Consider the following 24,851-nt stretch of genomic DNA (forward strand, 5'->3'; position numbering starts at 1 on the left):
GGCTATTCTCCGCGCCAGGTCGCCGGCACGATTGTCCAGATGACTTCGGCACCGAGTTCGGCATCCGCTTCCCAGTTGTGCGGTTCACGGCCCGGGAACGTGAGCGAGTCGCCTGCCGCAAGCGGAATGTCGCGGTCCACGAAACGTACCGTCACCGCACCAGTGATCACGTGGAGGACTTCGACTTCGCAACTGATCGTGTAGAACGCATCCCCACCGTTGGCGGCGGGCTGCATGTGGGTGCGGATGACTTGAACGCGCGATTCGTTGCGCGGGGAGATGAGCCGCTCATCCACTCCTTGACCACCGAGATTGATGTGCGGGGCATCCGCCAAGGAAATTTTTACTGCTTCAGGTTCGGCGAAGAGTGACCCGATTTCGAGTGAGAGAACTTGGCACAACTGCACCAGCGTCGCGACGCTTGGCGAAGTCTCGTCGCGTTCGAGCCGACTGAGAAAACCCTTGGTCAGCCCTGCAGTTGTGGCGATTTGTTCGAGGGTGAACCCCTGTGCTTTGCGGGCGCTGCGGATGCGTGCTCCGATGGCGAGCGCTTCGGCACTGGGTGAGGGCGACAGGGGTCTCATGGCTCTACTCCATCACTTACCGGGGTTGACGAGGCGCACCTCTGGGTTTACTGTGAGTTCACGTTTACTGCTGATTATCGAAAGTTTACTATGACGAAACCTATTGTTGGCCCGGTCGATGCAAGTATTGTCCCTCGCTTTGCCGGGATCGCCACATTCGCTCGTCTGCCGCGCATCGAAGATGTCGAGCACACCGACATCGCGATCGTCGGAATCCCCTTCGATAGCGGAGTGAGCTACCGCCCCGGTGCCCGCTTCGGTCCGGCCCACGTGCGCGAAGCATCACGACTCCTGCGCCCGTACAACCCCGCGCAAGACGTCTCGCCCTTCGCCGTTCAGCAAGTGTCAGATGCCGGCGACATTGCCGCAAACCCGTTCAGCATCGACGACGCCATCCTCGAAATCGAGGCCGCCGCCCTCGACCTCGCAACCCGCGCCGACCGCATCCTCACTATCGGCGGCGACCACACGATCGCACTCCCCCTTCTCCGTGCCGTCACCAAGAAGCACGGCCCCGTCGCCGTGCTCCACTTCGACGCTCACCTCGACACGTGGGACACCTACTTCGGTGCGCCGGTCACTCACGGCACCCCGTTCCGCCGGGCATCCGAAGAAGGTCTCATCGACCTGACCGCGAGCATGCACGTCGGCACCCGCGGCCCGCTCTACAGCGCCGAAGACCTCACCGACGACAGCCGCCTGGGCTTCGCAGTCGTCACAAGCGAAGACATCGAAGACGACGGAGTAGCCGTCGCGATCGAGCGCATCCGCGACCGCATCGGCGACAAGCCGCTCTACATCTCTATCGACATCGACGTGCTCGACCCCGCCCACGCACCGGGCACCGGAACCCCCGAAGCCGGCGGACTCACGAGCCGCGAACTGCTGCGCATTCTTCGCGCCCTCGCTGACAAGAACATTGTTGGCGCCGACGTCGTCGAAGTCGCCCCTGCCTACGACCACGCGCAGCTCACGGCCGTCGCCGCGAGCCACGTCGCCTACGAGCTGCTGAGCGCGATGGCTCCCCGCGATAACCAGACCCCGACCGCAACGCCCGAGAGCTAGAGGAGCGCACCATGAGCACGACAACCCCGCATCAGGATGACGTGCTCAGCGCAGCATCCGCCATCGTTGACGCTTTTAGGGCCACCGACGGCGACCAGTACTTTCGCGGCTTCGCGCCCGAAGCGACCTTCATCTTTCATACCGAACCCGCCCGCCTGAACGACCGCGCTGAATACGAACGCCTCTGGGCCGGTTGGGTTGAGGGCGGCTGGAAAGTACTCGACTGCGAATCGTCGGATGCCTCAGTGCAGTCGTTCCCCGGCGGCGCTGTGTTCAGCCACACCGTTTTCACTCGCGTCGACACCGGCGACGGCGAAGACTCCTACCGCGAGCGCGAAACCATCGTGTTCCGCCTCGACAACGACCAATTGCTAGCCGTGCACGAACACCTCTCACCCCTGCCCGACCCTGCCCCATAAGTAAACGGACCCAACCGCACCCTACTGAGGAGACACACGCAATGTCGCTCTACACCCGCTTAAGCAAACACACCCAGGACCAATCGGATGGCGGCAAGCCCGTCAAAGGAACCTACTCACTGCTGCGCATTGGAATGATTTGGCTCGCAGCCAACCTCGTTGTCACGACTCTGCTCACGGGAACACTGTTCGTTCCCGGCGTTGACTTCGCGACCGCGTTTCTCATGATCGTTCTGGGAACCCTCGGCGGAGCCATCGTGCTCACCGCCATCGGAGCCATTGGCACCCGCACGGGACTGCCGACCATGGCCATCACACGCGCATCATTCGGCACGCGCGGCAGCCTTCTGCCCGTCGCGGCCAACGTGATCGTGCTCATGGGCTGGAGCTGGGTGCAGGCGATGCTCGCGGGCGTCACCGTCAACTTCTTGGTCGAAAGCGCTACGGGGTACTCCAACCCCATCCTGTTCTCCGTTCTCTGCCAGAGCATCGTCGTAATTCTCGCGATCCTGGGCCACGAAGGTATCTCCAAGATTGAGCCGTGGCTTGCCGTTCTCATCCTCGGCATCATCGCGTGGGTCTTCATCACCGCGTTCACCGCATTTGACCTCGGCGACTTTCAGGCTGTTGCCCCCGACGAGAGTCTCGGCTTCACCCCGATCATCGTGCTCGACATCGTGATCGCGACCGCCGTCTCGTGGACCGTGCTGTCAGCCGACTTTAACCGTTTCGCCCGCACCACCAAGGCCGGCGTGATCGGCTCGGGCATCGGCTACACCGTCTCGACCGTGACCGCGATGACGCTCGGCCTTACCGCCTTTGTCTACGTGATCCTCAAGGGCGACGAAGCTGCCGCGTTCGACCCCACCACGATCGTCGCCGCCTTCGGTGCACCGCTCGCCATCATCATCTTCCTCTCGGTGATGGCCACGAACACGATGGTCGTCTACGGAATGGTGACCTCGGTCGTCAACGCCAAGGTCGGTAGCCGACTGAAGTTCCTGCCGACAGCACTCATCCTCGGTGGTATCTCGATCATCGGCTCGACCTGGTTGCAGTTGCTCAACCAGTTCACCGACTTCCTCGTCGTCATCGGCGCCTTCTTCGTGCCGGTGTTCGCGATCATGATCGTCGACTACTACATCGTGAAACGCGGTGCCTACACGAAGGACATTCTTGAAGCTCGCGGTGGTCGTTACTGGTACAAGGCGGGCGTCAACTGGTTCGCTGTCGCCATCTGGGTCATCGGCGCCACCATGTCATACGTGTGGGCCTACGTCTGGCCGCTGCCGATCGGCGCCACCATCCCGGCGTTCGTTCTCACCTTCGTGCTCTATCTTGCAGTCATGCTTCCTGAGCGGAAGCGTCACGAAGCCGTTCGCAGCCAGCACCTCGCTGACACTGCGGATGCCGACGTGGATGCCGCCGCTCGCCCCGTCGCCTAACTCGCACTAGCCTCACCAGGAATCAGGTACCCCATGCGCGAACTGAGCCACCCCATCACCAGTGGAATGCAGGTTTACCCCGGTGACCCTGCGGTCTCAGTCGATAGCGCACTCAGCGTGGAGCAGGATGGCGTTGACGTCAGCCTGCTCCACCTGGGATCACACACCGGCACCCACCTCGATGCCCCGTCGCACACCGTCGCCGGCGGCCGCACGACAGCGGCAATCAGCCTTGACGAACTCGTCGGCGACGCGCTTGTCGTGCACCTCGCTGAGCAGAGCGCTCACGCAAGCTATGGCCTCGCCGAGATCACGGCAGCGCTGGGTGAGATTCCCGCCGCCGTGCCCGCCATCGTCATCATCAACACCGGATGGGCTCACCACTTCGATTCAGACGAGGCGTTGAATCATCCCGCGATTGCTCCGGATGCCGCAGCGGAACTCTGGAGCCGTGGCATGCGATTGCTCGCCGTCGACACCCTCAGCCCCGACCCCACGGGCGAAGGCTCCACTGATTTTCCGGTGCACGAGATTGTGCTGGGCGGCGACGGCCTCATCGTGGAAAACATCACCGGCCTTGAGGGACTGCCCGAGCGCGTGCGCGTCGGTTTCTTCCCGCTACCGATCGATGCCGACGGTGCACCGGTGCGCGCGGTCGTTCTCAACGACTAACGACTCAGTTGGAGATAGCGGCAAGAATCGTGTCGCAGAGCGCCATCGTGCGCACGTTATCCGCTGCCGACGGGCTGAGTTCTTCGGTGCCCTGCAGCACTCCGACGAAGTGCTGCATCTCGCCGATGTAGCCACGCAGATAGAGATCTTTGAGACTCCCGGATCCGGGAGAGTTCGAGACGTCGAACGTGACGGACCGCTCAGAGAGGGTTTCGCCCGGCCCGGCAACAGTGCCGGCAACTTCGCCCGTAAGCACCTGGATGCGGCTCAGGTCGGAGACCCGCACAACCCCGTTGGCGCACGTCACACTGAGCTCTTCGGTCTCGCGCGACCACGCTTTCGCTGAAACGAAGTTCAACGATCCGACGACACCGTTCTCGTGGCGGACCTGCACGATAATCGCGAGTCCGTCGCCGACGCTGTTCTGCATCGCCGACACGTCAACCACCTCGCCGAATACGTCGCGCACGAGATCGATGAGATGGATGACCGCCTGGGTGATGAACTCGACAGGGGTGAAGTCGGGCTTCCACGCGGCGAAGCCGAACTCGCAGGCGTAGGAGATGACCGGGCCCTGCTCGGTGTCTTCACCAATGAGGGTTTTCAGCTGGGTGTAGGCCGGGGCGAAACGCTTCATGAATCCGAGCATCACGGGCACACCGGCATCCGCTGCAATTTCGGAAATTTTTCGGGCTTCGGCCTCGGTTGACCCGAGTGGCTTCTCGACGAACACAGCGGCTCCTGCGCGAACGCAGTCGGCAACGACGTCAGCCTGCAGGTGCGGCGCAAGCGACACCACAATGCCGTCGAGGTTCGAGGCTTCGATGAGCGCGAGGTGGTTCGGGAAGATGGGATGGATGCCGCGGGCTTCGGCCTCAGCGACGCGGGCAGGATTGCGCTCCGCAACACCAACCAGAGGAACGCCCGTCGCGGCAAAGGCAGGATAGAGGTTGAGCGAGGAGTGGAGGCCTGCGCCCACAAATCCGATTCGGGGCTGTGCAACGCTCGGCATAGGTCCTCACCTCTTCTGTGCACGAGTGGCACTGCCCCATTGTCTCCCACTCTCGCGGAGGCGCGGCCGCGAGGGGAGCCGTGGTGTGCGGGTGTGCGCTGGGTGGTGCGCGCATCCTGAATTGTCCGGCCCAATGTCAGGCGCGGCTGCTTCACTACCTCCATGGATGCCGCATCGCTCAGTTCCGACGGGTACGACGCTGATTTCTTGGGTGTTCCTGTGCCGTTGCCCTCCCCGGCCTCAGGAGCCCCGATTCGTAAGTTGCCGTATACGCATTTCTCGGTAAATCTGGATCCGCTGCGGGGTCTCGCCAGCGCGACCGGCGTGAATATCGATGGCGATCAGCTCGTTGATGTGGGTCGCGGCAATGATTGGCATCTGGATTCGCGCATCCCGGAGCAGGAACAGACCGGCGAAGCGGTGTACGCCCGCAATGATCTCGATCGGGGCCATCTTGTGCGGCGGCGCGACCCCGTGTGGGGTGACGGGGCGACTGCAAGCCAAGCGAATTACGACACGTTTGCGTTCACGAATGCTGCGCCCCAAGCTGCGGGCTTCAACCAGTCAAAAGAGTTGTGGCTCGGTCTCGAAGATCACGTATTGGAGTACGCGCGCACGAACCGAAACCGCATCAGCGTGTTTACGGCGCCCGTGCTCGGCGACGACGATCCGGTGTACCGGGGTGTGGGCATCCCGCAACTGTTTTGGAAGATCGCCGCGTGGGCGACCAGCGTGGATGGCGCTGCCGTACTCCGGGCTGCAGGGTTCGTGCTTGACCAACGCCCTCAGCTCGCCGATGTCGATCTTGATGAGGCACGCGCCCAAGCACTCGCTAACGGTGCTCCCCCACCGTTGGGGCCATTCCGCACCTTCCAAGTGCCCATCGTTGATATTGCTGAACTCACCGGACTCGACCTTCGCGTTCTCTCTGACGCGGATGCTCTTGCTCCTGCCTACGCAGCCGCTCAGGGCTCAGAGCCGCACGCACGATGGGTCGAACTGCTCGATACCCTCGCGCTTCGCCTTTAGCCTGTCCACGCCGAGTGAGGCGAGGAGTTGCGTCTATCGCGCAATAAGCGCTGCCATAGCACGACGAGAGGTTTAGTACTAACCTGTCGGGAATCAGTACTCTCATCGCCCGAGGACTTCACTAACCCGGTTTCGCGCTGGCACTGACCCCACTCGGGATGCCGATGTATCGAGGATAGCCCCAGTGAAGGAGCACACTCATGAGCAAGTCTGCGAAGCCCCGAAAACTCCCGCCGAGATGGTTCGTTCGCGCCGCTTGGCGTGTTCATCGCGCCATTGTTAAGCTCACCAGAAGTAGGCGCGGGTTGTGGCTGGCGGAGCCCGACAAGTGGGGAGCGATGCGTGTCACTACAGTCGGCCGCCGCACTGGCCAGGAGCGCAGCGTCATTTTGGGCTACTACGAAGACGGCCCCAACCTCGTCACCATGGCGATGAACGGATGGGGCGAGGGCGAACCCGCCTGGTGGCTCAACCTGCTCGCGCATCCTGAAGCGACGGTCGAATTGGTGACCGGCCGGCATTGTGTGACCGCTGCTGCAGCGGAAGGAGACGAACGTGCGGCGCTCTGGGAACGGTGGCGTGAGCTACACGACGGCCTCGATGAGTATTCGAAGCTTCGCTCTACCGAGACCGCCGTGGTAGTGCTCCGCCCAAGAACGTAGCGCTCCCCGCCAGATGACTTGCCTGCGCCCGCAGCCAGGTCGATTGCAGAACCTTTTATCGAGCCGAAACCACATCAATGGCACCCGCGAGGTCGGGATGCTCGAACGTGAAGCCCGCCTTAGTGAGCGTGCCGGGCACAACCCAGCGGCTCTTCAGGATGAGTTCGGGTTCGGTTCTGAGAACCCACATGGCCGGCTCGAGCATCCATCGCCAGGCGGGCAAACCGAACGGGGCCCCAACCGCGCGGCGCAGGATACCCATGAGCGTGCGGTTGTCGGAGGGGTTGGGGCTCGCGAGGTTGACGGGGCCCGTGATGGTATCGGTGTCGCGCAGAAAGCGGATCGCCTTCACCACATCGTCGAGGTGAATCCAGCTGAACTTCTGGCGCCCGCCCGTCTTGTGGCCTTCGGCGCGACCACTGCCCGTGGGCGTTGGCCCGATGCCGCGGTACCGGTTGTGGCCGAACCACCAGCCATCGATTTGCGGGCCGCCGAGTCCGATCCGCGCGAGTCGCAGCAGCAGGTTGGTGGCGGGGCCATCGCCGAGCACGATTGCCATACGGAGGGCAACGCGGCGAGTGTGCGGCAGGTCGCCCTCGAAGAATTCCTTCTCCCAGTTGCGGGCAACATCCACGGAGAAGCCCTTGCCGAGTTCGCCATTGTCGTCGCTGTTGGGGCGGTCGGTCGAGTGGCGGTAGATCGTGGCGGTTGAGGCGTTCATCCAGATGGCGGGCGGGGCGGATGCCGCAGCGATCGCCTCGCGCAGTGACCGAGTTGTTTCTACTCGCGAGCGCAGAATCTCGTTGCGGTTCTTGACGGTGTAGCGGCAGTTCACGGATTTTCCGGCGAGGTTTACGACAATCGCCGAGCCATCGATGAGCTGCGCGATAGCAGCGGGATCGTCCCACGTGACCGCGGCGCTGCGGCCGATAAACCGCACGTCGTACCCGTCGTCGCGGAAGGCATCGGCGATGGCTGGCCCGACGAACCCGCTGGCCCCGGCGATCACCGCGATCGGCTGTGCTGCCGGTGGTTCTGTCGCCAATTGTGCCGCTACCGGTTCTGCTGCCATGACGCCCCCATCAGACTGAAGTTTTCTCAGGCAAGTCTATCGAGGAGGCGCGGCGCTCCGACATCGTGCCTGTCGTCGCCGCGACGTTCCCGCGCGCAAGCTGCCGAAGGTGAGCGGCACCCCGGGCAGCGCGAGCGCGTCGCGGTAGCCAGCGCTCACAGGCTGAGGCATCCGCTTATTCACTCGACAACCTAAGGAGCGGCATGCCATTCATCGGCAAACTCTTCGACCGTCTTCTGCTCCAAGTCTCGGCGCACCACGCGAAGAAGTTGATCCGCCTCCTCGACGGAATCGACTGACGTGCGGATGACCTCCGCGCCAGTCGTACGGCGGGCCACAACGAGGTCGGCGCCAGGCCCTCTCGGACTGGTATCCCCCATCAGCAGACTTCCGACGAGCTCGGCCGCGAACCGGGCAGCATGACGCAGCGGATGATCGTGGCGCTTCTCGATGCGAACCTCAAGGTGTTTGGCCGCGCGATCCTGCTCCGACATGCTGCACTCCTTGCTTCGTCACCGAAACTCAATAACTGAGTCTATATCATTTCAAGCATCACCCGGACGTCGTTTCGCGCAGATTTCCCGCGTCATTTAGGCTGAACCCAGCGGTCTGAGCGACCGGATGCAGGCAAGAGGATTCCGCCCATGACCACCACCCCTGAGCACGTTCCCACCGTCGTTTTGTCGAAGGCGTCGGCGGGTGGTGCTCACGAGAAGCCCGAGCTCACGGCGCTGATTCATGGGCTCGAAGCATCCATGAAATCGGCGATCGAAGCCACCGGTGCTCGCGTCATCAGCGTTGACGGTTTTACTGAAGCTGACGTGGATGCCGCACTCAGCCAGGCAGACGGCGTCGTGCTGCTCGGCGGTGGCGATGTTGACCCCGACGAGTATGGGGCGACGGAGCGACATCCGAAGCTCTACAACATCGACCGCACGACCGACCGCGTCGATATTGAACTCGTGAACCAGGCCACCGAACGTCGCCTGCCGCTACTCGCGATCTGCCGCGGGATGCACATCGTGAATGTCGCGCGCGGGGGCACGCTGATCCAGCACCTTGAACCGAGCGCCGTTGTTCATAGCGGCGGCGGAGTCGACGCGATGGTCGATCACGACGTGACCCTCGATCCCGCTTCGCAACTCTCCGAGCTGTATGGCGTCGGCACGATGACAATCCGCTCCGGGCATCACCAAGCGGTGGATGTCGTGGGTGCCGGTCTCACCGCCACCGGTCGCGCCGCCGACGGCGTGGTCGAAGCGGTGGAAAGCACCGACCCGACCTCTCCGCTGATTGCCGTGCAGTGGCATCCCGAAGACGTCAAGTCGAGCGAACACGACCGCGAACTGCTCTTCGGCTGGCTCACCACGCAGGCGCGTGAATTTCACGCACGCCAGAGCGAAGTAGCCGCTTAGAGCCGGTCACTAAAGCTGAAGCATCCTTGCGAATGGATGCCCGCAGTGCAACGCTGAGAGCATGCGGAAACTAGCCCTCATCCTCCTTGCCGCTAGTGCCGTACTCGTTCTCGCGGGGTGCACCGCCTCCGCTAACCCTGAGTTTGCGCCCGCCAGTGGGTCGCCGGCCGAATTCCCGGAGTGGGTGCGCGAGGACTTCACGAACGAATATTCCGACCTCACGCTTGTCAGCGAAGACACCGAAGAAGTCGACCAAGATCTCATTTATTCCGCACGCAACACCAAGGATTTTGTGTGCGTCGTCATCGCAACCCCTCCCACCGGGGGCGGAGATGGCGATGACTGGTTCCTCTCAGCAGGGTGCGTGCCGCCCTCACGCTTCGCCGAGAACGGCGCAATGGTGTCGTACGGCGGCGGAGGCCGCAGCGGCGGAGCTCACCTATTCCCAACCGGCTTCAACATACCTCTCGACGCCGGATGGGTGCGCGTGAGTCCACAGCTAGCGATCAAGGACTAGCGAACCGCCATTGCGGCACGAACACCAGCGTTGACGATTTCGCCACCGGCTACGTTCAAGCCGCGAGCAAGCGCCGGGGAAGCGGCAGCGGCGGCATCCCAGCCCAGGTTCGCGATGGCGACAACGAACGGCAGCGTGGCATTGCTGAGCGCGCGGGTCGAGGTGCGCGGAACAGCGCCGGGCATGTTGGCAACGCAGTAGTAGAGCGAGTTGTGAACCGTGAAGGTGGGGTCGTCGTAGGTCGTGGCGTGGGAGCCTTCGAAGCATCCACCCTGGTCGATCGCGATGTCGACGAGCACCGAACCGGGCTTCATCGACGCCACCATTTCGTCAGTGACGAGCTTGGGAGCTGCAGCGCCGGGGATCAGCACCGAACCGATTACGAGGTCGGCTTCGAGAAGCTGTTCGGCAATTTCGTAGCGCGTCGAAACACGGGTCTGAATCTGGCCATTGAAGCGCTCTTCGAGAACCCGAAGGCGAGGCAGCGAGATGTCGATGATCGTGACTGCTGCGCCCAGACCGAGCGCGTTAGCTGCGGCGTGCTCACCAGCAACACCGCCACCGATAACAACAACCTTGGCCTTAGGGGTTCCGGCAACTCCGCCGAGCAGTTGACCACTGCCACCCTCAGCCTTGAGCAGAGCGTGGGCACCAGCAACGATCGAGAGTCGACCAGCGACCTCGCTCATCGGGGCAAGAAGCGGAAGCGAACGGTCGTCGCCCTGAACAGTCTCGTAAGCGATCGCGGTGGTTCCCGAAGCGACGAGGGCCTCGGTCAGCGCGCGGTCCGCCGCGAGGTGCAAGTAGGTGAAGAGAACGAGGTCTGTGCGAAAGTAGCCGTACTCCGAAGCGATCGGCTCTTTGACCTTCACAACGAGGTCGGCGGATGCCCACACCTCGGCTGCGTCAACAACAATCTGTGCGCCTGCTGCCGCGTACAGTTCATCGGTGAAGCCACTACCGAGGCCAGCGCCAGCTTGAATGATGACGGTGTGCCCGCCAGCCGCCAAGGTATCAACGCCCGCAGGCGTGATGGCGACACGATTCTCGTTGTTCTTGATTTCAGCAGGCACGGAAATGCGCATCGACTTACCTTTCGCAGCGGGGTGGAGTTGCTCAACCCTGTCAGAAATTCTGCCTTTTGTGGAAAAGTCAGAATTTTGATCGGCGTATTTTCAAAAGTGATGTGAATTCGTGCGAAAATGGCACCTCAGCGACATTTCAACCGAAGGATCTTCGCATGGCCGACGAGCTCGATCCGATCGACACGAAGATCCTCGCGCTTCTCTCGCGGGATGCCCGGATCAGCAACGCGGCTGTCGCCAGCACCGTGGGTATCGCAGCATCCACTGCCCACACTCGCATCAAGTCGCTCTTCGACCGCGGCCTCATCACGGGATTCCACGCTGCGCTCAACCACGAGAAGCTCGGCCGAGGCCTTCAAGCCATCATCGGAGTCTCCCTGCGCCCGGGCGCGCGCCAAGAGAGCATCCAGGCCTTCACCGAAGAAATCCGTCGATTGCCCGAAGTCATTCAACTGTTCTTCGTGGGCGGCGGCGATGACTTTCTCGTGCACATTGCGGTCGAAAACTCGTCCAAGGTTCGACTGTTCGTCGTTGATCACTTGTCGGCCCGCCACAGCGTTGCCTCGACCAACACGAGCATGATCTTCGAATACCACCGCAACGCGGTTGCTACTGACTTCGCCTAGAAAAGGTCGAAGCACGGCGCCGTGTCGGGTGGCGGGTGGCACGGGTGGCGGGTGGCAGACGAGTCGTACTCGCGGTCGCCAAGCATGAGCTCGGCGACCGCGGAATCCTGGGCTATCCGGCCGTAAGAACCGTCCAGGTATTTCCACCGTCGAACGACTCGACGAGTCCGCGCTCATCGATCAGAGCGATGCGGTCGCCCTCGGCCCCGACGGTGAGCGCGAACGCGGTCCCCTGCACCGAGCCTCGGGCAGACCACCCCTCGCCCTCAGACGAACGCACCCAGACGGCGCCCTCAACATCCACTCCCACGAGCATTCCGGGTGCATTTGCTGCGGCCGCAAGCAAATACAGCAGCGGTGCATCCGCAGTCAGAGCGAACGACTGCCCGGAATTCTCGCTCACCGCCAGACCGTCGGGCGTAGTGGCATATAGTCTCTCAGCGCTGCTCGGGTCAGCGACGAGTGAATAGGCTTCAATGCTCGCACCGGCGCTCCAGGTCACCCCGCCATCTGTGCTCGCCGACAGCGGCGCACCGTCGGATGACAATCCGTACAGCTGGCTGGGGTCATTCTGGTTGACAGTGAGCGAGTGGAAATCTGTGGCCCCGGCTAGCGAGACGCTCGCCCATGACTCCCCCGCATCCGCACTCGAGAGCAGCCCCAGGTTCGGCCCCTCAAAGGTGCTGGAGCTGGAACTCGGATGCCCTGAAACGAAATACTGATCGCCCGCCGCCGCGAAGCCCATCGCATCAAACGGCTCTCCGCCGAGAGGGCCGCTCAACTCGCCGGCAGCATCCACGCGGTAAATACCCGAATGGCTCGCGACAAGTACGTTGTCGTTCGAGTCGATTCCTAAGCCATGCACGTGCTCGAAAACGTTTAGCGCTGACGGCGCAGTGTCGGCACCGGCGATCGGCGCTGGAGAAGCGCACCCGGCCAAGGTAATCGCGACAATGGATGCGCTGGCTGCGAGGGGGATGGCATTCTTCTTGATTCTGTTCTTCACTGTGTTCCTTCTCATTCCTACTCATAGCGGCGGCGCCCCGAGAGGTGCCGAAAAGATCTCGGCTAAGCCGACATCCCGCCGATTAGGTGCGATTGATAGAAAGCGCGTGAAGCGAAGGTGTGGGAGCGCCCAGGTTGGCGCCGGTGTTCAGCGAGTGAGAGGCCGGAAGCGGACCCGCAAGTGCACACTGCGAGCGCAATGACGCCGGGGCGACGACGCCCGTCAACGCAGCGACCGGCGTGCACTCCGCCATCGACATCGACGAATCGGAGTCGCTGGGGCAGGGGCAATGCTCGACGCTCGAGGGTTCCGAGTCGTGCGATGCTGCGGCGGATTGGGCGATAGTGTGGCCGGTCATGGCCGGAGCCGCATCCGCTGCGACCGAGTGCATGGCGACAAGCGCCACTATCGCGAGCAGCGCCGCGATCACCAGAAGGGCAGCACGAAGCGATTGAACAACGTTCGTCGCCTGCTGCGTCACGGTCACCCTCCCTGCCTTACGTCCCACTGATCGTAATCGACGGCGCACTCTCGCTAGCTGGGCGATAGCCGATAACGAAGACGGGCTGCTCTTCTCAGCGTCGAGCTTCTGGACCCAGATGATAGGTCAGCGCCTGCCGCACGCACTCACGCAACTCATCGGCCGGGATGCTGTCGCCAACATTGAAGAGCACCGCGCGGTCGCCCTCATACGCGAAGGTATCGCCGAACTGGGCCCGGAAGTCGCTGACTAAGTTCGTGCTGCAGATAAAGAACATCGCATAGTCGTGTGCGGATTTCGCGTTCGTCGGTGCGATGCGAATCGTGCTGCCGCTGCGCGTCTCCTTCGTGAGGTACGCGGGCTCGCCCCACTTGAGGGTTTCGGTGATCGTGCCAACACCGTCAGTCTCGGATGCCGTGGCCAGGATCAGCTCGCGAAGCGTGAGCAGTTCGGCGCGTATCGGTTCCGGATAGTCGCTGAAAGTTGCCGCCACCTCCGCCGGCATGGCCGTGCTGCTGGAGGCCGCCCCAGCACCGGCACTCGCGCCCACACCCGTGTTCGTCTTCGCCGACTCACTCATGCTTCGACGCTACCGCTTCTCCTGACGGCGCACCATCTCCGCAATCCACAGCGGAGCATAGGGCGAGGTGCACCCCCGCGGGGTGGGGTAGTCCTTCAGCACCTCGAGCCGTTCGCCAATCTCGAGCGCTTGCTCACGCAGGTTGGCATGCTCGATTCCGATGTAGGCGAGGGTGTTGTTCATCTCCCACTGAAGTCGATCCGGCGCATCCTTCATCTCGGCATCAACAACGTCGAGCAGGCTGGGGAGATCGAGCCCGTCAGCCTTCTTGCGCACTCGCTCGGCGGTGAGCGCCCAGCCAGCGCTGCGCACTCCGGCATCCGGGTCATCCGTCCACGCCGCCCGCAACTCTTCGAAGTGGGGGCTCTTCTTGACGACATAGTTGATCAACCAGTCGCGCACCTTCGATGCCCTCGCCTGGCGCACCATGGCATCCAACTCGGTGGCAGTGAACTCTGTGGGCCGACAGATGAGCAATGCCAAGAGTTGCGCGGGGGTGTCATCTGTTTCCCACAATTCAACGGCGAGCGGATGCTGCGTTTTGAGACGCTTCGCAATCGTCCGCAGCTTGCTCAGATTCACTCCGTGGTCATCGCCATGCCGTTCGTTAATGGCGCGAACCTTGGGATCCTCGAGCGCCGCCAATTCAGCCATTACCTCAGCGGCTGCAGTGGTATTCATGCCCCGACGCTACTCCCCCTGCGCCTCCCGTGCGCGAGCACCGAGCACGGTCAGATCGAGGCACGAAAACTCCACCAATGATTTAGTTGCTTAAGGTAAGCAATATGATTAGTCTCGCTAAGTGCTTAAGGAGACGAGACATGATTGACGAGACGGATGCCGCACGGCTACTTACCGGCATGGTTACGATCAGCCGCACCTTCCGCAAGGCCGGCCAACGCAGTCGCGAACGCAGTCTCGCCGGCACGAAGTACGGATTCTTGCGGTGCCTGATCGACTCTGATGCTCGACTCGGTGAACTCGCCACGCAGCTCGTTGTCTCAGCCCCTGTCGCTTCCCGCGCTGTCGAGGCGCTCGAAGCAGAAGAGCTCGTCGAACGCCGCCCTGACCCGAGCGATGCACGCGCGATCCTCATCTCCATCACCGAGCAGGGGCGCACGGCGGTAGCCGAAGGCAACAGCCACATCATCCGCAATTTCGCTACTGCTCTCGACGACTGGTCTCCCCAAGAAGCCGAGCGGGCCATCAGCCTGCTCAGCGTGCTCAACGAGCGTTTGGCTGACGTGCTTGAGCCCTCCGAAACTCCGGCCGACGCTGACGCCAGCGCCATGCCCGACTCTGCTAAACCGACCGACACACTCACCACTCACGACGAAGACGAGAACAACGAATGACAGCCCCCGCACGCGCCGCGGCGCAATCGCCAGACCAGCCCGGCGCGCCAGTGACCTACACCCACCGCGAAATTCTGCAGGTGATGACCGGCCTTCTCGCCGCTCTCTTCACCGCCATGATTTCCACCACGATCGTGTCGACCGCGCTGCCGACCATCATCGCCGAACTCGACGGAACCCAGCGCCAATACACCTGGGTCATCACCTCAAGCCTGCTGGCCATGACGATCACGACCCCGATCTGGGGAAAGCTGTCTGACCTGTACAACAAGAAGATGCTGACTCAGCTGTCCATCGTCTTCTTCCTCGTCGGCTCGATCGCCGCCGGCTTCGCTGGCTCTATCGGCGTGCTGATGATCGCTCGCGCACTCCAAGGCATCGCGATGGGTGGCCTCACTGCGCTCGTGCAGTCGATCATGGGATCGATCATTGCGCCGCGCGAACGTGGACGCTACGCCGGCTACATGGGTGCCGTCATGGCCGTCGCCACGGTCTCCGGGCCACTCTTAGGCGGCATCATCACTGACTCGCTCGGATGGCGCTGGTGCTTCTTCGTCAGCCTTCCGTTGGCCATCATCGCTCTCATCGTTCTGCAGATGAAGCTTCACCTGCCCACCAACCCGCACGCCAAGACTCAGCTTGACTACCTCGGAGCCGTGCTCGTCTCCATTACCGCAGCCCTCCCAATGCTCTGGGTCACCTTCGCCGGCAACGACTACGACTGGATCTCCTGGCAGTCGGGCGTCTTCCTCGCCGCGTTCCTCATCGTCGGCTTCTTTGCTGTTGTTGTTGAACTGCGCGCGCCCACCCCGATGATTCCGTTGCGCCTACTCGGCAACTCGACCACCATCTGGATGATCGTCGCCAGCGTCGGCATCGGTGTCGGGATGTTCGGCTCGGGCATCTTCTTGACTCAGTACTTCCAGCTCGGCACAGGAGCTACCCCCACCCAGGCCGGCCTGATGACGATCCCGATGATCATTTCGCAGCTGCTCTCGGCAACCATCGGTGGTCTCATCGTCAGCCGCATCGGTCGCTGGAAGCCCGTCATGATGATCGGCAGCGTCCTGCTGCTCGCTGGCCTCACTGGCCTCGGCACGATCACCCACGACACCGCCTACTGGACTGTCGTGATCTACATGGTGCTGATGGGCGTCGGTATCGGCGCACTCGTGCAGAACGTCGTGCTTGCGGTTCAGAACACCGTCGACGTAAAAGATGTCGGATCTGCCTCGGCTGCAATCGCGTTCTTCCGCTCGCTCGGCGGCGCCGTTGGCGTCACCGTCTTGGGTGCGGTACTCACCAACCACGTGAGCACCAACATCGTGGACGACCTCGCCGAAATCGGCGTCGACCCCAGCGCGCTTTCGAACAGCTCGGGAGAAACCAGCCTCGACATCACTGGTCTGCCCGACGTCATCCAGACGGCATTCCACCATGCCTATGCGGATGCGTTCGGTTCCATCTTCATGATCGCCGCGCTGGTCACCGCCACCTCAGTGATCGCGATTGCCGTAGCGCGTGGCTCAGTGCTGCGCACCACGATCGGCATGGCGCCGCCCGCCGGAGGGACGGTCACCGAGGCCGGCGCCGAGACCCCCGCTGCCGACGCAGCGACGGACAGCGACACAGCCGGTGAGGCATCCGAAGGTTCGACTGAACGAACTGATCGCCCCAGCACGGACTAAGCCGCGCTGGCTCGCTCAAGGGACTGGCCCGACGAACACTTCGCCATCACGGCGAGTGTGCGTCGGGCCAGTTCCGTTTAAAGTGTTGGCGCGCTAGGTGTGCGCGTTACGGGTGCGGGCTAGCCGTGCGCGCTACGCGAACTCGCGGATGGCGGCGACGAACGCGTCGATGTCAGCAGCTTGGTGCGCGAAGGACACCACGATGCGCACGACACCAGGCTCCCAGCGGTTGGCGTAGAAACCGAAACCGCGATCGTGGAGAGCTTCGGTCAACTCGTCGGAGAAGACAGCGAAGAGGATGTTGCTGCCGGGTTCACTCGTGACCGTCACGCCCGCGACATCCGCGATTCCCGCACGAAGGCGCGCAGCCATCGCATTGGCTTGGCGCGCGTTGTCGAGCCACAGATCATCGGTGAGGTACGCGTCGAGCTGGGCGGCCTGGAACCGCATCTTGGAGGTGAGTTGGCCGCCGCGCTTGTGACGGAACGACAGTTCAGTCGCCAGCGTCGGGTCAAAGCAGACAATGGCATCCGCCGTCAGCGCGCCATTCTTGGTCGCTCCAAACGAGAGCATGTCGACGCCAAGCTTCCAGGTCATCTCGGCGGGGCTCACATCGAGGGCGACAAGCGCGTTGGCAAAGCGAGCACCGTCCATGTGGACGCGAAGGCCAGCCTCACGTGCAATATCCGTCAACACGCGCAATTCGTCGATCGTGTACACGCTGCCCGTCTCGGTGACCTGCGTGATGCTGAGCACGGATGCCTGAACGCTGTGCACGTCGCCGCGACCAGCCTTCACTGCGACCCGCAACTCGTCGGGGTCAATCTTGGAGTGCTCGCCTCCGAGCAACACAATCTTGGAGCCATCGGTAAAGAACTCGGGCGCACCGGCCTCATCGTTCTGAATGTGGCTGTCGGCGTGCGCGAGGATGCTGCCCCACGGTCGGGTGAGCGAAGCGAGGCCGATTCCGTTGGCCGCTGATCCGGTGCCGACCGCAAACACATCGAGATCGCACTCGAACGCTGCCGCCATCTTCGCGCGCATCTGAGCCGTGAGCGCATCGTTGCCATAGGGCGCAGCGGGGCCAGCGGATGCCGCGACAACGGCATCCAGAATCTGCGGTGAGGCGCCGGCAGCATTGTCACTCAGGTAGCCACGCAGGATGGAATCGGTCGGAGTCATGGCAGCTTTCTGAAACGAGAAATAGGGAATGCCAATCGGATGCGCCTCGGGCCCTGGGCCTCGAGCGCTACTAGACCGAATCGCCACCGCAGAAAGCGAATCAGTCGAGTGTTCGGCAACGATCAGCACTGCTCCGAGCCACTCTTAGTCGATGATATCTCGCGGCGAGTGGTGCCGGATAGCGGCTCCCTCTCGTGGTCGGTTGTGTGCAGCTTTATTGCGTCGAACGCAATGACGCGACGCCCCTTTGAGGGCTATGGTGCGTCGCTCCAGCCCGGTACTCTTGAAACATGAGTATTTTTGCAGCAGTGAGCAACGGTGGGCCCGACGGGTCGGCAGCGTTCGCGGTCGTCTTCATGATGATCTTTTGGTTCGCCTACATCGGATTCTTCGTCGTGCTGGGGCTCGCCTCGGCCGTGGTGTCCGTGCTCGCACTCGTGTCGATCTATCGCAATCGCTCCACACTGCGGGGCATCGAGCTCGCCGCGTGGGTTGCAATCTCGCTCGCCATTACGATCGCTGGCCCCCTCTGCTGGTTCCTCATCGGGCGCCGCAAGATGCTGGATGATGCGCGCGCAGAAGAGCAGCCGACACCCGCTTGAGCAGCGAATGTTACGAACAACACAATTGCTCGAATGAGGCCTCGACAGATTCGCTCGCAAGGAGTTGAATCTTAGTGAGCACCACCCGCACAGCAGCGGGATGCAACCCTGCAGTGTCTGAGGTCTTCAATAGTGTGAACTCGAAGGAGTAAAAAACTATGACGATAGCCGCGCCCCGGCCGACCGAAAGTTCAACAGACCGAGCACGCCCCACCGTCGTGTGGACCCCCATTCAAGCTGGTCTCTGGGTCGGCAATGCCGCCGGAGAATTCGCTGGAATGATCGAGCGGAGTTCGGCGGGTGAATTCTTCATTACCGATCACCGCGCCAAGCCGCTCGGCACCTGCTCCACACTCGATGAAGCACAAGCGCGCCACAACCGGCAGTTCCTGCTCACCAACGCCGAACGCCGCGACTAAGCCGATCGCCCGCCCGCTCCTCATCCACGCGCGCCGCTCGGCGGCGGCCGTGGCGGTGGAGGTGGCTCTGGATGTGGCTCGGGAGACCGCCACAGAATCGCTCGGCTGCGCAGCTGTGTGGTGGCTGTGTTCCCCGCCCCGCTATTGATATTAGAACTTGCGCATGTGATTATATTCGTATGAGCGCAGACATTTCGGACTGGTCAGACCCCAGCGATGATTACGTTTCAGTCGCTGTCGAAATCTTCTCCCTGCTCGCCGACGCCACCCGCTTTCGCATCGTGCTCGCCCTCCGCGAAGGAGAACTGGCCGTCGGGGAGATCGCGGAACGCGTCTCCAAGCCGCAAGCCACCGTGTCTCAACACCTCGCAAAACTGCGCATGAGCCGAGTCGTCACCACGCGCCACGAAGGTGCCCGCGTCTACTACCGGCTCAGTAACGATCACGCACTCGAACTCATCCGCGTCGCCGTGTTCCAAGCGGAGCACGCCGTAGACGACACCCTGCGCCACAGCCACCACGCGCCCGAACCTGCAGTCACCAGCGCACACGCCAGCGGAGTGCACTGATGGGCGCCGGGCACGACCACGCCGCGGGCACATCCAACCGCACTCGGCTACTGATCGCCTTCATCATTACCGTCGGCGTTGTCATTGCCCAAGCCATTGGGGCAATCATCACGGGCAGCCTCGCGCTGCTCGTCGACACCGCCCACATGCTCACCGACTCTGCCGGCCTCCTCATGGCGTTGCTCGCTGCTGGCCTTATGCAACGCCCGGCCACCAGCAAACACTCCTGGGGGCTCAAGCGCACTGAAGTGCTGAGCGCTATGGCACAATCGAGCCTGCTCTTCGCCGTCGGAATCTACGCTCTCGTCGAAGGGGTGCGCCGCCTCTTTGACCCACCCGAGATTCAGCCGACCGGCTTGCTGGTTTTCGGAATCATTGGCCTCGTCGCCAACCTCATCGCCATGATCGTGCTGACCGGTGGACGCAACTCCAACCTCAACATGAAGGCGGCGTTTCTCGAAGTCGTGAACGACGCGCTCGGCTCTGTCGGCGTCATCATCAGCGCAATCGTGATCGCCCTCTTCGGTTGGTATCAGGCGGATGCCGTGGTCGGCATCCTGATCGCTCTCCTGATTGTGCCCCGCACCATCATCCTGCTCAAAGCCAGCCTCGGCGTGCTGCTGGAATCCACGCCCAAGGGCATCGACCCCGAAGCAGTGCGTGCCCACATCTTGGCCATGGAACACGTCACTGCAGTGCACGACCTGCACATCACACGCATTTCCTCCGACCTGCCCGTGCTCACGGCGCACGTCATTGTTGGCGATGCGTGCTTCCGCGACGGTCACGCCGCCGAGATGCTGCCAGCGCTACAAAAATGCGTCGCCGAACACTTCGAGCTCAGCATCGAACACTCAACATTCCAGATCGAGCCAGAAAGCAACATCGACGAAGAACACGTGCACCACCACTAGGTCTGACCGAGCGGACTAGCTATTTGGTTCGTGCGGTCACAATCGACGCAATCAAGTCAGCCTGCGACAGCGAACGCTCGACGACAGCGGGAAGGTGTTCCTTCAACGACGCTGCGACAGTTTCGCGCGAGTCAGCAAGCTGCTCGAACCGAACAATAAGCGACGCCAGCTCAGCCTCGCTGTGCGGCATCGCCCACTCTTCAGCGCCGAACATTTCCAAGACCTCTTGATACTTGTGGCTCCACCCAATCACGAGGGTGGGAACAGTCATCGCGAGTGCCGACACCATGGCGTGAAAACGGCTGGCTACGAAAAGGTCACATTCGCCGATGATGTAGCGAAGTTGTTGCGACGGAAGCTCGTCATCCACAAACAGAAGGTTAGGGTTCGCGCCCACTCGTTCAAAGATCTCGCGGCACAGGGGCAGGTCGTTGTTATGCGTCTTAGACGCATCGTCGCGCGCGCTGTGCGGCAGCAGCGCAACCTTGCGGCCTGACTCGAGAAGATGACTGATGAAGGATGCGGTCTGACCGATGTAGTCACCGTCGCGAGCATCCACCTTCTTTTGCAACACCACGCTGGGCGATACGCCCACTACGGTGCCTGACTCGAAGAAGCTCATGTCGAATTTCTTCGCCACGGCGGCGGCTTCGGTGCCATCAAGTTGAAGGGAGAATGCGTAGTCCGCACCGGCGTACAGGTTCTTCAGGCCAAGGCCCTCGGCGAACTCATGCGTCTTTGCACCACGCGTCACGATCGTGTTGACCCTGGGCAAGAAGAAGCGAGCAGCCCGACGGTTGATGGGGTTCTTGAATGGCCCAATTGCTTGGGCACATTTGAACACCGGCGTCTTCACGAACATCGCCGGAAGGATCGACGCCACGTTGTAGAGCAAGAACTTCTCGCGGCCGTCTGTGAACGTGATGCCGCCCTGATCGAGCAGCACCTGCGAGCGAACCAAGGCACCGATTGCTTTGGAGTTCTTGCGAATCACCGGGCGGAGCGGGGGAAGGATGCGGTAGAGCAGTGCGAGCGAGTTGATCGCGACGCCCAGCTGCGCCGGCTTCGCGGCAACAATCTCAAGGTTCGTGTAGGTGTTTTGAGCGCGATCCTCTTCGGGATACATGCTCAAGAGAGTGAAGGTAACTCCGGGCAGCCGCGGTTCCAGAGTCTGGATCGCGCTCTCCAGCATTGCCGAAGCGCCCTTGTTGCCCGCTAGTGCGGACCCAATGATGGTGACGTGGGGAGCGGTCACTTTCCAGCCTCTCGCTTCAGTTTGGCTTGGGTATAGCCCGGGCCAAATTCAATTCGTTTCGTGCGCTCCATAGAGTCCTCGAGCAGGATGCGGTTGATTCGCATCAGGTCGGCAAGCAAGCCAAGCGCGAAGGCCAATAGTCCACCAACGAGGAGCGCCGCTCCCAAAATGAGCGACTGGATATGGTCGCCAGCAGTGCCAGACAACCAGAGAATCAGATAGCGCACGAAGGGGATGAGCGACGCAACGGTGAGCCCGGTGCCCAGCGGCAGGAAGAACGCCAAAGGCCGGAACATGAGGTAGCTGCGAATAATGGCTCGCGCAGATTCGCCCACGTGCTGCCACATCGACGAGAACAAACGCGATTCGCGTGTCTTGGCGTTCGTCTCAACCGGAACGCTTGCGAGCCGCATGCGCTTGTGGCCGGCCTGGATGATCGTTTCCATGCAGTAGCTGAACTCGGTGACGACGTTGAGTCGAAGGAGCGATTCACGCGAGTAAGCGCGGAATCCGCTCGCGGCATCCGGAACATCGGTGCCTGCAGCCATGTTGACCACGCGGCTTCCGAAACGCTGAAGAAGGCGCTTGAACGGTGAGAAGTGCGCGATGGTTGCCGTTTGACGGTCACCGATCGCAATGTCTGCGGTTCCATTCATCAAGGGAGCGATGAGATCGGGGATGCGGTTCTGGGGGTACTGGTTGTCACCGTCGGTGTTCACCACGATGTCGGCACCCTGAGCGAGCGCATAGCTGACGCCATCGGAGAACGACCGGGCCAAGCCACGGTTGCCGGGATGACGCACAAAGTGAGTGACCCCGTGCTCTTTCGCCACCTCAATGGTGCGATCAGTCGAGCCGTCGTCAATCACCAAGATGTGTAGCTCGTCTACTCCGTCGATGTGTTTCGGAATCGACTCGAGAACGAGAGGCAACGTGTGCTCTTCATTCAGGCAAGGGATTTGAACGAAAACTTTCACGAGAAAATCATCTCCAAGTGCAAAAAGGTCGCAAGACGGACCTTAGGTTGAGGCGGCAAAGCAGAAAGTTGGTGAGGGAACATTAAGAGCCCTGAACGAGTTTAGGCGGTAAACGCTTAAGCGACAGCGTGAGCGCCGCATAGAACAGCGCAACAAAGGCATCGGCGATGGTGCTGAGCAGACGAGAAAGCAACGCAAGAATGACAGCCTGCGCTGGGGTCATGTACTGCAGAGCGAAGAGGAAGATCACCGCTTCGCGAACGCCAAGCCCGCTCGGCACGAAGACCGCCAAAATGCCGATCGCGCCCGCGAGAACGTACGTTGCTCCCAACGGAAGCCACGAGGCGGGCGTGAGATCGAGGAACGAGGCGGCAACCAAGACGAAGCCGACACCATTGATGATGCGCGGTGCCACGAACGCAACGAGATACCCACCCACTGCGCGGGGCGGCAAGAAGTACTCCCGCGGCAGATCTTGCTTGAGCACTCGACGCGCGCCGAAGTTGAGCACGGGATGAAAGAGTCTGCGGTCAAGAACGACGAGCAACGGGATGAGGGCGAGCATCGGAAGCAGAAGCGTGACCGGGTTGTCTTGAAAGATCACCAGCCCGACGCTGACAAGCAGGATTGCGGCACTCGGAACGATCGATGAAACCTGGAGGAACACATTCTCGTAAATGAACGAGATCACCATGATGCTGCGGCTGATCCCCCGCTTCTTTCCCCAAATCACCTTGTTCAGAAGAGAACCAACCTGGCCGGGAACGTATTTGAGAAGCCACGACGCCGAATGCACGGCCATCGCTTCCCGCGGAGTCACCGCTGCTGACGCGCTCATCCGATTGACAATCGCACCCCAGAGCAACCCTGAGACCGGCACGGCAACAGCGAACAACACAATCGCGGCGACCATCAGCCAGTTGAACTGGAGCTTCTGCGCTTGCACTTCAGCCCAGTTGTCCGCCAGCGCGCGCCAAAACAGCACGGCAACGAGCGCGAGCACAATGACGGTGAGCCCATACCTCAGAAGGCGTTTGGGCAAGCGCGAAGGAACGGGCGTTGTCATCGCAACTGGTTATAGGAGCGGAACGTATCGAGTTCCTTCTTCTGCGAGTACGGCACGAGACCTTCGGGGTGCGCATAGCCGACCGCGATAAGCATGATCACACGATCGGTGACGTCAAGCCCCAGAGTCTTCTGCATTGTGGCTTCAAGCGGTTCGAAGTCGGGCCAGTTGATCACGCTCGAGCTGAGACCAAGGGTTTCGAGGCCATACATGAACGACATCGCAGCCAACGACGAGTCGATGTAAATCGCGTGGCGGTCTCTGGGGCTGAAGTAGCTCTCGAGCTTGCCGACAACGACGATGATCGTGGGAATGTTTTGCGCATAACCCGCGGCACCGAATGGCAACCCGGCGACCGTCTTCACCATTTCTGGGTCATCAAAGATTCGGAATTCGTAGGGAAGGCGGTTACAGGCTGTCGGAGACTGGCGCCCGATTACCAATGCCTTGTCAACGAGATCGCGTGGAACCGGCTTCTCATCGAACCAGCGCACCGAACGTCGTTGCATCGCGAGCTCATGCAACTGCTCGTAGCTGACGCTGGAGAGGTTCTTCTTGACGTACGGAACCTTGTCGCTGGTCTGCGGCTGGTAAGCCAACTTCGCAAAACGGGCGCGCGCGGCATCCACAACAGGGTCGCTGCCGGTGCTGGCCCGGAAGTACTCCGCCAAGACGTTGTGGGCCCACTCCATTTCGCTCGACTCCATCGTGCTGGTGTCGGTTGCGCATTGCTCGGCCGCGAGCTCATAGAACTCGACCGTCTCGGTGATGTAGTCACGCGCGAAGATATCGCGCCGAGGTCTCATGACGAGACCCTTTTCGAGGCGGTGGATGTTGCGGCGCAGCTCTACACGAGAGGTGCGGTCTTGGTTCTTGTTGCGGTAGTAGTTGCGACGCCCGCGGAGCACTCCTGCTTGCTCGCGGTTGAAGGCAAGAAAGCCGAACATGTAGAAGAAATGCGCAAGAATGCGGCTCGATCCGAACGTCTCGAGGAACACGCGATTGACGACCTCGTAGGTCTTTCGAATCCATGTGATCGCCAACAGATTTGTCGCGATAGTTTTGAGCTTCTTCAGCAAGTTCTCTCCGCACTTCAGAACGTAAAAAGGCGTCGTGCCCGCTCAACTGAGAGCAGGCGCGTCAACGCCGTAGTA

General features: G+C 61.8%; 29 protein-coding genes. 15 read left to right on the forward strand and 14 right to left on the reverse strand.

Features of this window, described 5'->3' with window-relative positions; all coding sequences use genetic code 11:
• Nucleotides 1-2: 2 nt before the first annotated feature.
• Nucleotides 3-584, reverse strand: coding sequence for a helix-turn-helix domain-containing protein (locus I6E51_RS12010; RefSeq protein WP_197108092.1), 582 nt, complete (start codon nt 582-584; stop codon nt 3-5).
• Between the two features lie 90 nt (nt 585-674).
• Here I6E51_RS12010 and speB point away from each other — a divergent pair, with 90 nt between their 5' ends.
• From speB to I6E51_RS12030, 4 genes are read left to right on the forward strand one after another with little or no spacing between them, the layout of a single operon-like run.
• The gene (gene speB, locus I6E51_RS12015; protein ID WP_197110451.1) at nt 675-1,649 is read left to right on the forward strand and encodes an agmatinase; all 975 of its coding nucleotides are present in this window, start codon (nt 675-677) and stop codon (nt 1,647-1,649) included.
• A gap of 11 nt (nt 1,650-1,660) precedes the next feature.
• Nucleotides 1,661-2,068: a nuclear transport factor 2 family protein gene (locus I6E51_RS12020; RefSeq protein ID WP_197108096.1), complete on the forward strand. Its 408-nt coding sequence runs from the start codon at nt 1,661-1,663 to the stop codon at nt 2,066-2,068.
• A gap of 41 nt (nt 2,069-2,109) precedes the next feature.
• The gene (locus I6E51_RS12025; protein WP_197108098.1) at nt 2,110-3,513 is read left to right on the forward strand and encodes a cytosine permease; all 1,404 of its coding nucleotides are present in this window, start codon (nt 2,110-2,112) and stop codon (nt 3,511-3,513) included.
• Nucleotides 3,514-3,546: 33 nt separating this feature from the next.
• On the forward strand, nt 3,547-4,185 hold the full coding sequence (locus I6E51_RS12030) for a cyclase family protein (RefSeq protein WP_197110452.1): 639 nt from the start codon (nt 3,547-3,549) through the stop codon (nt 4,183-4,185).
• Between the two features lie 4 nt (nt 4,186-4,189).
• Here the strand turns inward: I6E51_RS12030 and I6E51_RS12035 are convergent, their stop codons facing one another.
• Nucleotides 4,190-5,197, reverse strand: coding sequence for a Gfo/Idh/MocA family protein (locus I6E51_RS12035; RefSeq protein WP_197110453.1), 1,008 nt, complete (start codon nt 5,195-5,197; stop codon nt 4,190-4,192).
• Between the two features lie 162 nt (nt 5,198-5,359).
• On the opposite strand from I6E51_RS12035, the gene I6E51_RS12040 reads away from it, so the two are divergent.
• Both I6E51_RS12040 and I6E51_RS12045 read left to right on the forward strand, forming a co-directional pair.
• Complete coding sequence (locus I6E51_RS12040) at nt 5,360-6,226, forward strand: DNA/RNA non-specific endonuclease (protein ID WP_197110454.1); 867 nt, start codon at nt 5,360-5,362, stop codon at nt 6,224-6,226.
• A gap of 338 nt (nt 6,227-6,564) precedes the next feature.
• Nucleotides 6,565-6,888 carry a nitroreductase family deazaflavin-dependent oxidoreductase gene (locus tag I6E51_RS12045; RefSeq protein ID WP_231600039.1) on the forward strand — a complete coding sequence of 108 codons (324 nt, stop codon included), beginning with the start codon at nt 6,565-6,567 and terminating at the stop codon, nt 6,886-6,888.
• Between the two features lie 55 nt (nt 6,889-6,943).
• On the opposite strand, the gene I6E51_RS12050 is transcribed toward I6E51_RS12045, so the two are convergent.
• A complete protein-coding gene (locus I6E51_RS12050) occupies nt 6,944-7,960 on the reverse strand; it encodes an epimerase (RefSeq protein ID WP_197110456.1) in 1,017 nt (338 codons plus the stop codon).
• A gap of 191 nt (nt 7,961-8,151) precedes the next feature.
• The gene (locus I6E51_RS12055) at nt 8,152-8,454 is read right to left on the reverse strand and encodes a hypothetical protein (RefSeq protein WP_197110457.1); all 303 of its coding nucleotides are present in this window, start codon (nt 8,452-8,454) and stop codon (nt 8,152-8,154) included.
• A gap of 150 nt (nt 8,455-8,604) precedes the next feature.
• Here I6E51_RS12055 and I6E51_RS12060 point away from each other — a divergent pair, with 150 nt between their 5' ends.
• On the forward strand, nt 8,605-9,375 hold the full coding sequence (locus I6E51_RS12060) for a gamma-glutamyl-gamma-aminobutyrate hydrolase family protein (protein ID WP_197110458.1): 771 nt from the start codon (nt 8,605-8,607) through the stop codon (nt 9,373-9,375).
• 61 nt (nt 9,376-9,436) lie between these two features.
• Complete coding sequence (locus I6E51_RS12065) at nt 9,437-9,892, forward strand: hypothetical protein (RefSeq protein ID WP_197110459.1); 456 nt, start codon at nt 9,437-9,439, stop codon at nt 9,890-9,892.
• Here the strand turns inward: I6E51_RS12065 and ald are convergent.
• Nucleotides 9,889-10,977 carry an alanine dehydrogenase gene (ald, locus tag I6E51_RS12070; protein ID WP_197108127.1) on the reverse strand — a complete coding sequence of 363 codons (1,089 nt, stop codon included), beginning with the start codon at nt 10,975-10,977 and terminating at the stop codon, nt 9,889-9,891. The two genes, I6E51_RS12065 and ald, sit on opposite strands and share 4 nt — an antisense overlap.
• A gap of 155 nt (nt 10,978-11,132) precedes the next feature.
• Between ald and I6E51_RS12075 the strand changes: the two genes are divergently transcribed.
• Entirely contained in the window at nt 11,133-11,603 is a 471-nt protein-coding gene (locus I6E51_RS12075) for an Lrp/AsnC family transcriptional regulator (RefSeq protein ID WP_197110460.1), read from the forward strand.
• Nucleotides 11,604-11,715: 112 nt separating this feature from the next.
• Here the strand turns inward: I6E51_RS12075 and I6E51_RS12080 are convergent, their stop codons facing one another.
• The 4 genes from I6E51_RS12080 to I6E51_RS12095 form a co-directional block, all read right to left on the reverse strand.
• Complete coding sequence (locus tag I6E51_RS12080; RefSeq protein WP_307783952.1) at nt 11,716-12,609, reverse strand: F510_1955 family glycosylhydrolase; 894 nt, start codon at nt 12,607-12,609, stop codon at nt 11,716-11,718.
• A gap of 82 nt (nt 12,610-12,691) precedes the next feature.
• Entirely contained in the window at nt 12,692-13,096 is a 405-nt protein-coding gene (locus tag I6E51_RS12085) for a hypothetical protein (RefSeq protein ID WP_307783954.1), read from the reverse strand.
• 88 nt (nt 13,097-13,184) lie between these two features.
• On the reverse strand, nt 13,185-13,670 hold the full coding sequence (locus I6E51_RS12090) for a DUF1801 domain-containing protein (RefSeq protein ID WP_197110462.1): 486 nt from the start codon (nt 13,668-13,670) through the stop codon (nt 13,185-13,187).
• 9 nt (nt 13,671-13,679) lie between these two features.
• Entirely contained in the window at nt 13,680-14,351 is a 672-nt protein-coding gene (locus I6E51_RS12095) for a DNA alkylation repair protein (protein WP_197110463.1), read from the reverse strand.
• A 140-nt stretch (nt 14,352-14,491) separates the two neighbouring features.
• On the opposite strand from I6E51_RS12095, the gene I6E51_RS12100 reads away from it, so the two are divergent.
• Nucleotides 14,492-15,025, forward strand: coding sequence for a MarR family winged helix-turn-helix transcriptional regulator (locus I6E51_RS12100; protein WP_197110464.1), 534 nt, complete (start codon nt 14,492-14,494; stop codon nt 15,023-15,025).
• Nucleotides 15,022-16,713 carry an MDR family MFS transporter gene (locus tag I6E51_RS12105; protein ID WP_197110465.1) on the forward strand — a complete coding sequence of 564 codons (1,692 nt, stop codon included), beginning with the start codon at nt 15,022-15,024 and terminating at the stop codon, nt 16,711-16,713. The genes I6E51_RS12100 and I6E51_RS12105 overlap by 4 nt, the downstream gene beginning before the upstream one ends.
• Nucleotides 16,714-16,845: 132 nt before the next feature.
• Here the strand turns inward: I6E51_RS12105 and I6E51_RS12110 are convergent, their stop codons facing one another.
• Nucleotides 16,846-17,895: a low specificity L-threonine aldolase gene (locus I6E51_RS12110; RefSeq protein ID WP_231600040.1), complete on the reverse strand. Its 1,050-nt coding sequence runs from the start codon at nt 17,893-17,895 to the stop codon at nt 16,846-16,848.
• A gap of 290 nt (nt 17,896-18,185) precedes the next feature.
• Here I6E51_RS12110 and I6E51_RS12115 point away from each other — a divergent pair, with 290 nt between their 5' ends.
• From I6E51_RS12115 to I6E51_RS12130, 4 genes are all read left to right on the forward strand, one after another.
• The gene (locus I6E51_RS12115; protein WP_197108143.1) at nt 18,186-18,497 is read left to right on the forward strand and encodes a PLDc N-terminal domain-containing protein; all 312 of its coding nucleotides are present in this window, start codon (nt 18,186-18,188) and stop codon (nt 18,495-18,497) included.
• 158 nt (nt 18,498-18,655) lie between these two features.
• Nucleotides 18,656-18,916, forward strand: a complete 261-nt coding sequence (locus I6E51_RS12120) for a hypothetical protein (RefSeq protein WP_197108144.1) — start codon at nt 18,656-18,658, stop codon at nt 18,914-18,916.
• Nucleotides 18,917-19,095: 179 nt separating this feature from the next.
• Entirely contained in the window at nt 19,096-19,485 is a 390-nt protein-coding gene (locus I6E51_RS12125; protein ID WP_197108146.1) for a metalloregulator ArsR/SmtB family transcription factor, read from the forward strand.
• Entirely contained in the window at nt 19,485-20,399 is a 915-nt protein-coding gene (locus I6E51_RS12130) for a cation diffusion facilitator family transporter (protein WP_197108148.1), read from the forward strand. Before I6E51_RS12125 ends, I6E51_RS12130 begins: the two co-directional genes overlap by 1 nt.
• Before the next feature lie 19 nt (nt 20,400-20,418).
• On the opposite strand, the gene I6E51_RS12135 is transcribed toward I6E51_RS12130, so the two are convergent.
• The 4 genes from I6E51_RS12135 to I6E51_RS12150 all read right to left on the reverse strand — a co-directional run bounded on the left by I6E51_RS12135 (nt 20,419) and on the right by I6E51_RS12150 (nt 24,776).
• Nucleotides 20,419-21,654, reverse strand: coding sequence for a polysaccharide pyruvyl transferase family protein (locus I6E51_RS12135; RefSeq protein WP_307783955.1), 1,236 nt, complete (start codon nt 21,652-21,654; stop codon nt 20,419-20,421).
• Complete coding sequence (locus tag I6E51_RS12140; RefSeq protein WP_197108150.1) at nt 21,651-22,631, reverse strand: glycosyltransferase family 2 protein; 981 nt, start codon at nt 22,629-22,631, stop codon at nt 21,651-21,653. The genes I6E51_RS12135 and I6E51_RS12140 overlap by 4 nt, the downstream gene beginning before the upstream one ends.
• Before the next feature lie 82 nt (nt 22,632-22,713).
• Nucleotides 22,714-23,697 carry a lysylphosphatidylglycerol synthase domain-containing protein gene (locus tag I6E51_RS12145; RefSeq protein ID WP_197110467.1) on the reverse strand — a complete coding sequence of 328 codons (984 nt, stop codon included), beginning with the start codon at nt 23,695-23,697 and terminating at the stop codon, nt 22,714-22,716.
• Complete coding sequence (locus I6E51_RS12150) at nt 23,694-24,776, reverse strand: nitroreductase family protein (protein ID WP_197110468.1); 1,083 nt, start codon at nt 24,774-24,776, stop codon at nt 23,694-23,696. Before I6E51_RS12150 ends, I6E51_RS12145 begins: the two co-directional genes overlap by 4 nt.
• Between the last annotated feature and the right edge of the window lie 75 nt (nt 24,777-24,851).

This window comes from Salinibacterium sp. NSLL17 (assembly GCF_015864935.1).
Taxonomy (GTDB): Bacteria; Actinomycetota; Actinomycetes; order Actinomycetales; family Microbacteriaceae; genus Rhodoglobus.